This window comes from Corallococcus praedator (genome assembly GCF_003612125.1).
Classification (GTDB): domain Bacteria; phylum Myxococcota; class Myxococcia; order Myxococcales; family Myxococcaceae; genus Corallococcus; species Corallococcus praedator.
This window is the reverse complement of record NZ_RAWI01000331.1, coordinates 1-10,604: the sequence shown is the minus strand read 5'-3', so window position 1 is coordinate 10,604 and position 10,604 is coordinate 1. Positions and strand designations below refer to the sequence as shown.

The following is a 10,604-nucleotide window of genomic DNA, read 5'->3' as shown; positions in this document are numbered from 1 at the left end:
GTGGTGGCTCGCGGCGGTGTTGGGCGGGGTGCTGGGCTGTTCGGGGACGGACGGCCCCGGTCCGGGGGATGGAGCGGACGCGGGCGTGGACCCGGGACCGGACGAACTGCCGTGTGACGTGAAGGCCGTGGTGGCGGAGCGTTGCGCGTCCTGCCACACCACGCCGCTGAAGGGGAACGCGCCCCTGGCGTTGCTTTCGCGCTCCGACTTCCAGCGGTCCTCACCGGTCCATGCGCAAGAGAGCGTGGGGCAGCGCAGCCTGGAGCGGCTGGGGAACGCGGCGGCGCCGATGCCTCCGGCGTCGGAGCCCCCGATTCCGGACGAGGCGCGCGCCGTGCTCACGCGGTGGTTGGAGTCGGGGATGCCGGCGGGGACGTGCGGCAGCCTTCCTTCAGGTCCGGCGCCGACGACGTGCGCGAGCGACAGCTTCTGGAGCGAGGCGAGCGGCACCGGGGCGTCGATGGCGCCCGGGTATGCGTGCCGGAGCTGTCATCTGCAGCAGGCGCCCAACAATGCGTACTTCTTCATGGGCACGGTGTTCCCGTCGCTGCACGTGGCGGACGGGTGCGACCCGCGGCTGGGCTCGCCGTCCAACGTGAAGGTGGAGATCCTCGACGCGCAGGGCGCGGTGAAGCTCACGCTGGTGCCCAACGAAGCGGGCAACTTCATGTCGACCACGCTCCAGCCGTCCTTCCCGCTGCCCTACCGCGCCCGGCTGGTGGGCCCGAGCGGCCGCTCGCGGCAGATGGCCACGCCCCAGACGAACGGCGACTGCAACAGCTGCCACACCGAACAGGGCACGGGACAGGCCCCGGGGCGCATCGCCCTGCCGTGAGACGGCGTCGGAGCGTCCGGTGCGGACGCTGCGACAATTGACCGCAGCCGGGCACTCCGGGGAGGGCTGCTATTCGGCAGCTTCCCTTCCTCCTGGAGTCGCCCGATGAAGCTTCCCCTGGGTCCGCTGTTCGCCGTCGCGGGTTCGCTCTTCTCCACCGCCGCCTTCGCGCACGCGGCGGTCGCGGGACCCACGCCTCCCTATGCGGGCGTTTCGTTCGATGCCGACTTCACCGTGAGCCACGGGTGCGACGGCGCGGACACGTACCGGGTGAAGGTGACGATTCCGGCGGGTGTCACGGGCGTGCGTCCGGTGGACTCCACGTTCGGCAAGGCGGAGGTGGAGAAGGACGGCGCGGGCAACGTGACGTCGGTGACGTGGACCCGGACTGGCGACGTGCGAGCGGCGGACACGCACTACATCCACCTGGGCCTGCGCGCGAAGCTGCCCGCGAAGCCCTTCACCACGGTGTTCTTCCCCACCGAGCAGACGTGCCGCACGGGGGCCGGCGTGGAGACGACGGTGGGCTGGACGGGGACGGGCGGGGGAGGACACAACCACGACACGGACGCGGGCACGGCGCCCACGGAGAACCCGGCCCCGTCGCTCTTCCTGCTGCCCACGCGGCTTCCGGGCTGGAACCAGTACACGGTGGAGGAGCACGTGCATGACCTCACCGTGTTCAAGGACGCGCTCATCGTCTGGTCCGGCACGCAGGCGTACAGCTTCAACCCCGTGACGCAGGCGCTCATCGAGAAGGAGCCCGGCACCCAGCCGTTGACGGAGATCCATCCGGGCACGGTCATCTGGGTGAAGTACTAACGCGGCCCGGGACACAGCGACCATGCGCCACTGGCTCTTCGTGATGGTTGTCGGGGTTCTCGCCGCCTGTTCGGACAAGCCCCCGGTCTCGTCTCCGCCCGTCGACGCGGGCTCCTCGAACACTGACGCGGGCGTGACGCCCTCCGGCGTGGAACGGCCCGGGACGTTGGAGCGTCCTCCGGGGGATCGGCTGCCGGAGGACCTGAAGCCTCCCGCGCGGTAGCGGTCAAGGGCGTGGGCCCCGCGAGGCCGGAGGGTTGTCGCGGGGCTCAGTCCCGGGCGTGGGCGAGGACTTCCGCGTCGTGGAGCAGGGCCTCCATGCCGGTGTCGTCGCCCGTGACCTTGTAGTAGCCGCGAAGCTGTCCCCGAGCGTCCACGAGGACGAAGTGCTCACCGTGGAAGATGCTGAAGAAGTCGTCATCGCCCGCGTCGGCGTCGCGGCCCATCATCACGCGGAAGCCCTCCAGCACCGTCGTCTCCACCTGCTCCAGCGGTCCGGTGAGCAGCGACCACGTGGCCGTGTCGATGTGGTGGTCGCGAGCGTAGGCGGTCAGTCGCTCCGGGGTGTCGTGGCGGGGATCCACGCTGAAGGACACGAGGCGCAGGTCCAGGCCCCGGGCTCGTGCCTGTCGCTGCACCCGCAGCATCCGTTCGGTGAGCAGCGGGCAGACGGTGGGGCAGCGGGTGAAGAAGAAATCCGCGACGACGAGGTGGCCCTTCAGGTCGGCGTCGGAGAAGGGGCGCCCGGTCTGGTCGGTGAGCTCGAAGCGCGGGAGCGACCCGTGCACGGGGAGGTTCGCGGCGGCGGCCTGGGCGCGCTTGCGTTGAAGCCACGGCACAGCGCCAATCAGGAGCGCCGCGCAGGGCAGGGCGACGAGCGCGGCCCGGAGCCAGGTGCGCCGTGAGGAGGGGACAGGCGAGGGTCGCATCGGGAGGAGGCCTCGTTCAGGGGGCTTGCGTGGTGAGGGTCGCGATGACCGCGATGGGGCCGCAGGTGAGGAGGCAGCCCGCGTCCTCCACCAGCCGTCCGGCGGCGGTCGTGTCGTGGATCAGGTCGTAGAACCCGCGCACGCCTCCGGCCTGATCCACCAGCACCCAGGCGGTCCAGGCCTGCTCCCGCGTGAAGACGTCATCCGGTAGGACGGCCTGGCCCAGGCGTCGCGCGGAGGACTCCAGCTCCGCGCCGTCCCACAATCGCCGCCATCCGTGGGAAGGCGGCGAAGGGTCGGAGGGAGGGACGGGGCGTGACTCCACGAGGACGACCTGGAGCGGCACGCCCAGGACCTTCAGACGGGCCTGGATGCCGGGCAGGGATTCAAAGTGGTGTGCTCCCGCGCCCTCCGGACCGGATGCGAACTGGAGCAGGGACAGGTGTCCGCGGAGCTGCCTCGTGTCAAAGGGCGCGCCCAGATCATCCCGGAGCGTGAAGGGCGGAAGCTGGCCATACAGCGGTGGTGGCGGCGTGGACGTCAGGGGATGTGCTGTCGTGTCCTGCGAGTCCGGCCGGGCGAAGTCCAGCACCAGCATGATGGCCCCGCATGACAGCGCGCACACGGTGAGGCCCATGGCTCCCAGCGCGGCGAACACCCAGGTGGGCGCGGAAGCCTTCGTCCGTGCAGGGGAATCGGTCATGGCGAAGCGCACCCTGTGGCACGCGGCGCCCGCGTGCGATGCGGCACGTTGTCGCGGGCCCCGTGCGTACCCGGGGCCGCGACAACATGTCGCGGTGCCGGCGTGCGCGCTTCCGTTACGGGAAAGGAAGACCGGCGCGGATCCGCGCCGCCACGAAGGGCGGATGACGATGCTTGTGTTGTGGATGCTGCTGCTGGGCGCGGTGCCTCCCGCGCCAATGATTGGAAGTGACGCGGGGACGGTGAACACGGAACTGCTGGTGGGGACCGCGACCAGTGCGTCCGGACGACTGCGCGTGGAGGTCCGCTCGTCCGCCACGTCGCTCAAACGCGGCGTTCAGGTCTTCCGCGTGCGGGTGACGGAGGTGGCCTCCGGGAAGCCGATGCCGCGAGGAACGCTGACCGTCCAACCCTGGATGCCCGCGATGGGTCACGGCATTTCCGACACACCCCGCATCACCGAGCGCGGGCCCGGCGACTTCGAGGTATCGGAGTTGGACCTGTTCATGCCGGGGGCCTGGGAACTGCGCTTCACGCTGAAGGACACCGTGGAAGACACGGCGGTCATCACCTTCAAGCTGGGACGTTGATTCGGCTGGCGAACCCGGCATGCGCGCGGACGACCTGTCGGAACCGCACGGTACGGTGCGTGCCTATGACAACCACGAACAACACGTCCGCCAGACGTTGGGTTGCAGTCCTATCCCTCGTGCTGGTCACCGCGTGCGCAGAGGGCGCAATGACCGCTGCTGGCGGCTTCCGAAAGTGGGTGGGGCCAGAGGTGCGAGTTCCTGGCGGCGGGAACTTCCGCACGGTCATCTATTACGGCCCCTGGCAGTGCAGCCCCAACATCATGAACTACTGCCGCGACAAGTGCGCAGGAGAAGGGTACGCCCTCCAGGGCTGCATCTGGCTCGCGGATGTAAAGATGGACTTCACGGGCGACATCGTGCGGGCCGGGAGCCGGTTCGGCATGGCGCACTGTTGTTGCAACTACGCTCCGCTTTCAATTGGGGCGACGCAGAACGCGCGCGACCGTTGGAATAACAGCCGCGCGGGGTTCCGCGAGCGATGGGCGGAGCGGTTCGGCGAGTGGCCGAAGGAGGCCAATGGGGACCCGTATCAGGGGCACCACATCCGCGATCTCAAGCATGGAGGCAACCCCACCGACTGGGACAACATCATCCCGTTCCCCAAGGACCTCCACGGCGACCTGCTGACGCCCTATAACCAGTGCTACGCGAACGAGCCCCCTTGGACGAGCGCCGGGGGCAGCTACCCCTACGGAGAGTAGCCCCATGACGATGTCCGCCCTGCTCGAAGAGGTTTCGCGCCTCCACCACGCACATCCACCTGCGACGCCTGGGCAAATCGAAGCTTTCGAGCAATGCATGGGATGGCGCCTGGATCCGGACCTTCGCGCCTTCTACCTGCACTGCGATGGGGCCGAACTCTTCGGCCAGTGGAGCGCTGAACACCGTCGCGTCATCGATCCGGCATTCCGATTCTTCCCGCTGGCGATGATCCAGCGCGCGCGGGTGGTCATGCTCAAGGACGACTCCGACAAGGCCGGACCCGCATCGTGGTACGCGGCGTGCGAAGTCCGGGACAGCAACTACATCCTCGTGGACGTCAGCGAGCCGCATGACGGCCGTTATCCCGTCATCGACGGCTATCGGGAGGGATTCCCGGATCCGTACTACTGCCGCCGCATCGCGGGTTCGTTCGGGGAGTTCCTGGCGGGCGCGTTGGCCTCGAACGAACGGTGGTTCTGGCTCAAGACCGAGGAATGACAATCCAGGCGCGGCTCATGCTCCGGCTCACGGCACCACGGCCGGATCCGCGAAGCGTGGGTCGTGCAGGAACTCCGTGTCCGTGAGCGTCTCCAGGAACGCGATGACGTCCGCCTTCTCCGCGGGCGTCAGCGTGAAGCCGCGCACGAAGGGGCTCTGGAGCGGACTCGCCGCGCCTCCATTCATCGCCCGTGCACGCCCTCCCGCCGCGTAGTGGTCCAGCACCTCGGAGAGCGTGGCGATGCTGCCGTCGTGCATGTACGGCGCGGTGATGGCCACGTTGCGCAGGGACGGTGCTTTGAATCGCCCCATGTCTTCCGCGCGGCCCGTCAGTTCGATGAGGCCTGGATCCGTGGCCGGGAACGCGCCCTGGCCGTCCTCATTGTAGAGGCCCGTGTTGTGGTACGGCAGGATGGGCTCCGGCGTGGCTTCGTGCGCGGTGGCGTCCTGGAAGTTGAAGCCGGAGTGACAGTGGTCGCACTCCATGCGCTCCGACAGGAACAACTCCAGCCCCCGCTTGGCCGCCGGACTCAGTGCCTGCACATCGCCCCCGAAGAGGTAGCGATCATACGGCGCCGTGCCGGAGATGATGGAGCGCTCGAACGAGGACAGCGCTCGCGTCAGCGTGGCCAGCGACACGGGCGTCGCTTCTCCAGGAAACGCCTCCGCGAATCGCGCCGACAGCGCCGCGTCCTCCCGCAGCCTCGCGAGCAACGCCTCCTGCTGATCCGCGTTGCCCAATTCCACCGGCTCCGTACCGAACAGCGGCGTCAGCGCCTGCGACTCCAGCGTGGTGAGCGCCGGGTTCGCCCAGGTGAGGCTCGTCGCGTACGCCACGTTGGCCAGGCCCTGCCCGTTGCGGCGGTGCGTCTGGCCGGTGCTGCCCACCGAGTGCACGCGCCCATCGGTGAAGGCGCGCGCCTGCTCGTGACACGAGCCGCAGGACTGCGTGCCGTTGAGCGACAGGCGCTTGTCGTAGAAGAGGCTCCGGCCCAACTGCACCTTCGCCTCCGTCATCGGGTTGTCCTCGGGCACGCGCGGCGTGGGAAAGCCCGCGGGCAGCTTCCAGTCGTACGGCGCGGGGCCGTCCGGTGGAAGCTCCGGATCCGTGCAGCCGGTGGCCAGCAGCGCCACCGTCGCCAGACACTTCCACGGTTGCCATCGTCGTCGTGCCACGGCGGGAGCTCCTATTCGGCCCGGATGAAGGACTGCGCGGCGGGGTTCGCGGCCTGCGCTCCGAACCCGAGCCCCAGCCGCTCGAAGAGCGGCGCGCAGTCGCTGTCCGCCTGCGACGACATGCAGCCCTCGGCCGTGCCCGTCGCGTTCGTGTCCAGGTTGGAGCCGGAGAAGAACGCGCCCAGGTCCATCACCACCTTGCCCGTCTCCAGGTTGAAGCCGTCCAGCTTCACCTCCGGACGGTTGTTGTTCGTGCAGCCCGCGGTGCCGCTCGTCTGGCCCTCCGGCGGAGGCGCGCAGTCGGTGCTGCCCAGGTGCATGACGTGGCCCTGGGTCAGGCCCGGCGTGCGGCCCTCGATGCGCGTGAACAGGTAACCGGAGCGCCAGCTCCAGAACAGGCCGGTGTCATTCAGCGGCGCGGGCGCCGTGGACACGTCGCCGTGGTTCAGCGTCTCCGGCACCCCCAGCGTGAAGCGCACGCCGTGGTAGTCGTCGCCCAGCGGCACCGTGCCCTTGATGGACGTGTTCATGCCTTCCGTGCCCTGGGTGCACAGGCCGTCCTTGTTGGCGAAGTCCAGCAGCACCACGCCGTTGCTCTGCCAGTTGCTGTCTTCCAGCTCGACAGGCACTTCCTGCCCGTCCGCGGTGAGCAGCCTCACGTCGTGCACGTAGACGCGGAAGTCCATGGGCTCGTAGGTCGTCTTCGACGCCCCGACGTTCGTGTAGGTGCTGCCGCACGCGAAGGGCTCCGTGCCCACGAACGCGACGACGGGGATCTCCACCTCCCGCCGGCGTTCCTCCTTCTCACAGCCAACGACACCCAGGAGGGCCAGCGGAAGGAGGACGCGGGAGCGGAGCACGGAGGTCATGGGAATCTTCCTTGAAAGGTCCTTCCCCTCTAACGCACCGACCGCCTGGACATGCCGTGGCATGTTGCCGCACCCGCGCCCCCGCTACGCCACCTCGCGCGCTTCGTCCGGAACCAGAACACCGGCCCCCCGCGCACGCCGCTTCTGGATGGCGAGGAAGAGCGCCTCGTGCGTCGCGGGCGAGGGCAGATCCACTTCTCCGCCCGGCTGTCCGAAAGCCGCCACCGCGTCGCGCAGCGCCTCGCGCACGGACAGGGCCAGCATCAGCGGCGGCTCGCCCACGGCCTTGCTGCCGTGGATGACGCCCTGCTGCTCCGCCCGCTCCAGGAACCTCACACGCAGGTCGATGGGCGCGTCGCTGAACGCCGGCACCGCGTAGGTGCTGGCCGAGTGCGTCAGCAGCCGCCCCTTGCCATCCCAGCGCAGCTCCTCGCCGGTGAGCCAGCCCACGCCCTGCACGAAGCCGCCCTCCACCTGTCCCCGGTCCACGCCGGGGTTGAGCGAGTCGCCCACGTCCTCCAGCAGGTCGGAGCGCACCACGCGCTTCATGCCCGTGTCGCCGTCCACCTCCACCTCGCTCACCGACGCGCCGTAGGCGAAGTAGAGGAACGGTCGCCCCCGGCCCGCCACCCGGTCGTAGCCGATGCCCGGCGTGCGGTAGTAGCCCGTGACGGACATGCCCACGCGTTCGCGGTAGGCCTCCTCCACCACGTCCGCGAAGGGCAGGCCCAGCTCCGGCCGCGACGCCGCCGCGATGACGCCATCCCGGAACAGCAGCGCGTCCGGGGACACCGCCTGCCCGTGCAACTGGATGAGCATCCGCGCGGCCACTGGCGCCAGCCGCTCGCGCAGGGTGATGCACGCCTCACGCACCGCCGCGCCGTTGAGGTCCGAGCCGCTGGAGGCCGCCGTCGCGGACGTGTTGGGCACCTTGTCCGTCGCCGTCTGCGCCACGCGCACGCGGTCCGCGGACAGGCCCAGCTCGCGCATGGCCACGCCTTGAATCTTGGTGTGCAGCCCCTGGCCCATCTCCGTGCCGCCGTGCGACAGCAGCACGGAGCCGTCGCGGTACACGTGCACCAGCGCGCCCGCCTGGTTGAGGAAGGTGGCGGTGAAGGAGATGCCGAACTTCATCGGCGTAATGGCGAGCCCGCGCTTGATGCGGGGGCTCTTCGCGTTGAAGGCATCCACCTGCGCGCGACGCTTCGCGAAGTCGGAGGACTCCAGCAGGTCGTTCCACAGCTTGGGCAGCCGGTTGTCCTCCAGCTCCTGGCCGTAGTGCGTGGTGTTGGTTTCGCCAAAGCCGTCGTAGAGGTTGCGCTGCCGCACGGCCTCCGGCGCCAGTCCCAGCACGCGCGCGATGCGGCCCAGGATGTCCTCCATCACCAGCATGCCCTGCGGCCCGCCGAAGCCCCGGAACGCGGTGTTGGAGACGAGGTGCGTCTTCGCCACGCGGCCGGAGTAGCGCACCGACGGGACGTAGTAGCCGTTGTCCAGGTGGAAGAGGGCGCGGTCGGTGATGGACTCGGACAGGTCCAGGGACCAGCCGCCGTTGGACACGAGGTCCGCGCTCAACGCGAGCAGCCGGCCCGTGGCGTCGAAGCCCACCTCCCACCGTGCGTGGAACGGGTGGCGCTTGCCGGTGACGGCCATGTCCACGTCCCGATCCATCATCCACTTCACCGGCCGGCCCGTGAGCACCGCCGCCAGCGCCACCAGCGCGGCGGGCGCGTTGCCCTGCGTCTCCTTGCCACCGAAGCCGCCGCCCATGCGCGGCGCCTTCACCACGACGCGGCTTCGGGGCACGTGCAGCACGTGCGCGATGACCGCCTGCACCTCCGACGGGTGCTGGGTGGAGGACGTCACGGTGACGTCGCCGTCCTCGCCGGCCTCCGCGAAGGCGGCGTGCGTCTCCAGGTAGAAGTGCTCCTGGCCGCCCATCTCGATTTCACCGCCCAGCCGGTGCGGGCTGGACGCGAGCGCGCGGTCCACGTCGCCCCGGCGGATGACGTGCGGCTCGGTGTGGTAGCTGCCCTGCGCGCGGGCCTCGTCCAGCGTGAGCACCGCCGGCAGCGGCTCGTAGTCCACCACCACCTGGCGGGCGCCCTCGCGGCAGGCCTCGGGGGTTTCACCGATGACGAGCGCCACCACCTGCGCGTGGAAGAGGACCTCGTCCTTCGCGAGCAGCGGCTCGTCGTGGCGGATGGGCCCGGTGTCGTTCATGCCCGGGATGTCCTCCGCGAGCAGCACCTTCACCACGCCGGGCACCTTCAACGCGGCGCTGGCGTCGCGGCGGAGGATGCGCGCGTGCGCGTGCGGCGACAGCACCGGCCACACCGTCAGCATGGGACGGCGCTGCGCCAGGTCATCCACGTACTGCGCGCCGCCCGTCACGTGGCCCAGCGCGCTCTCGTGGCGCAGCTCGCGTCCCGCGTCCGCCGTGGCGGAGGGCTCGCCGGTGATGAAGCGGGGCCGCGCGTCCAGCACGGGGCTGTGCTCGCCGGAAGCGAACTTCTCCAGCAGCGACACCACCAGCCCGCGCCGGTAGTCCGCGCTGCCGCGCAGGTCGCTGATGGGCGTGAACTCCGCCGCGAGCGTCGTCCGGACGCGCGCCACTGCCTCGGCGTTCCAGGGGTGGCCCACGAGCAGCGCCTCGGTCTTGAGCGCGCGCACCGGCGTGGCCGCCACGCCGCCGTAGCCCAGCCTCGCGGTGCGCACGATGCCCAGCGCGTCCGTTTCGATGCAGAAGCCCGCAGCGACGATGCTGATGTCCAGCTCGCGGCGCTTGGACACCTTGAAGCTGTCCGAGTGGCGCTTCACTCCGCTGTCCTTCCCCGGCGCGTGGGGAATGACGATGAAGCGGACGACCTCATCCGGCTGGAGCGCCGTCTTGCGGTAGGCGAGGAAGAAGTCGGACAGCGCAATCGTCCGCTCCCCGCGCGCGGAGGCGAGCACCAGCTTCGCGTCCAGTGCGAGCAGCACCGGCGCCAGATCCCCGATGGGGGACGCCGTCACGAGGTTTCCCGACAGCGTGGCGCGGTGGCGGATCTGCCGCGAGGCGAAGACGTTGAGCATCTTCGCGACCTCCGGCACTTCGGCACCCAGCGCGTCCTCCACGTCCACCAGCGACGCGGCGCCGCCCACGTACCAGCCGTCCGCTTCCCGGCGGATGGCGCGCAGCGACTCCACGCCTTCCGTGGAGATGAGGAAGGGGTAGCGGCGCGACTTCTTGGTGATGTCCACGCCCAGCTCCGTGGCGCCGGCCACGAGCATCGCCTCCGGGTGCAGGGCCCTGAGCGCGAGCAGGTCCTCGAAGGTGCCGGGGCGCAGGAACAGGCCGTCCCGGGCCTCGTAGCGCAGGGGCGGGGTGGAGTCGCTGCGCGCCATCCGCCGGGAAGCGGACGGCTGGTACGTGGGCGGCGCCGCGTCGCTGGTGGACGTGGAGGACGCGCTGGGTGCCGAAGTGCCGGAGGTCGCG

The 10,604-nt window shown here is 70.1% G+C and carries 10 protein-coding genes and 1 pseudogene; 6 read left to right on the top strand and 5 right to left on the bottom strand.

Going from position 1 to position 10,604, the window contains the following annotated elements; genetic code table 11:
- From D7Y13_RS45960 to D7Y13_RS31225, 3 genes and pseudogenes are all read left to right on the top strand, one after another.
- A pseudogene (locus D7Y13_RS45960) lies at window positions 1-835 on the top strand (hypothetical protein); the annotation flags it as partial.
- Between the two features lie 105 nt (window positions 836-940).
- The gene (locus D7Y13_RS31230; RefSeq protein ID WP_120585583.1) at window positions 941-1,657 is read left to right on the top strand and encodes a DUF1775 domain-containing protein; all 717 of its coding nucleotides are present in this window, start codon (window positions 941-943) and stop codon (window positions 1,655-1,657) included.
- 22 nt (window positions 1,658-1,679) lie between these two features.
- Window positions 1,680-1,880 (top strand): hypothetical protein, encoded by a 201-nt coding sequence (locus tag D7Y13_RS31225; protein WP_120585582.1) that lies wholly within the window; start codon window positions 1,680-1,682, stop codon window positions 1,878-1,880.
- A gap of 46 nt (window positions 1,881-1,926) precedes the next feature.
- On the opposite strand, the gene D7Y13_RS31220 is transcribed toward D7Y13_RS31225, so the two are convergent.
- Together D7Y13_RS31220 and D7Y13_RS31215 are read right to left on the bottom strand one after the other, a co-directional pair.
- Window positions 1,927-2,586 carry an SCO family protein gene (locus D7Y13_RS31220; protein WP_120585581.1) on the bottom strand — a complete coding sequence of 220 codons (660 nt, stop codon included), beginning with the start codon at window positions 2,584-2,586 and terminating at the stop codon, window positions 1,927-1,929.
- A gap of 16 nt (window positions 2,587-2,602) precedes the next feature.
- On the bottom strand, window positions 2,603-3,289 hold the full coding sequence (locus tag D7Y13_RS31215; protein ID WP_147444496.1) for a hypothetical protein: 687 nt from the start codon (window positions 3,287-3,289) through the stop codon (window positions 2,603-2,605).
- 163 nt (window positions 3,290-3,452) lie between these two features.
- On the opposite strand from D7Y13_RS31215, the gene D7Y13_RS31210 reads away from it, so the two are divergent.
- The 3 genes from D7Y13_RS31210 (at window position 3,453) to D7Y13_RS31200 (ending at window position 5,081) form a co-directional block, all read left to right on the top strand.
- Complete coding sequence (locus D7Y13_RS31210) at window positions 3,453-3,878, top strand: FixH family protein (RefSeq protein ID WP_120537432.1); 426 nt, start codon at window positions 3,453-3,455, stop codon at window positions 3,876-3,878.
- 191 nt (window positions 3,879-4,069) lie between these two features.
- Complete coding sequence (locus D7Y13_RS31205) at window positions 4,070-4,582, top strand: hypothetical protein (RefSeq protein WP_233595916.1); 513 nt, start codon at window positions 4,070-4,072, stop codon at window positions 4,580-4,582.
- Between the two features lie 4 nt (window positions 4,583-4,586).
- Window positions 4,587-5,081, top strand: a complete 495-nt coding sequence (locus D7Y13_RS31200) for an SMI1/KNR4 family protein (protein WP_120537430.1) — start codon at window positions 4,587-4,589, stop codon at window positions 5,079-5,081.
- 27 nt (window positions 5,082-5,108) lie between these two features.
- Here the strand turns inward: D7Y13_RS31200 and D7Y13_RS31195 are convergent, their stop codons facing one another.
- The 3 genes from D7Y13_RS31195 to xdhB all read right to left on the bottom strand — a co-directional run bounded on the left by D7Y13_RS31195 (window position 5,109) and on the right by xdhB (window position 10,513).
- A complete protein-coding gene (locus tag D7Y13_RS31195) occupies window positions 5,109-6,257 on the bottom strand; it encodes a methanobactin export MATE transporter MbnM (RefSeq protein WP_120537429.1) in 1,149 nt (382 codons plus the stop codon).
- An 11-nt stretch (window positions 6,258-6,268) separates the two neighbouring features.
- On the bottom strand, window positions 6,269-7,126 hold the full coding sequence (locus tag D7Y13_RS31190) for an MbnP family copper-binding protein (RefSeq protein ID WP_120537428.1): 858 nt from the start codon (window positions 7,124-7,126) through the stop codon (window positions 6,269-6,271).
- 84 nt (window positions 7,127-7,210) lie between these two features.
- A complete protein-coding gene (gene xdhB, locus D7Y13_RS31185) occupies window positions 7,211-10,513 on the bottom strand; it encodes a xanthine dehydrogenase molybdopterin binding subunit (RefSeq protein WP_244222396.1) in 3,303 nt (1,100 codons plus the stop codon).
- Window positions 10,514-10,604: the final 91 nt, after the last annotated feature.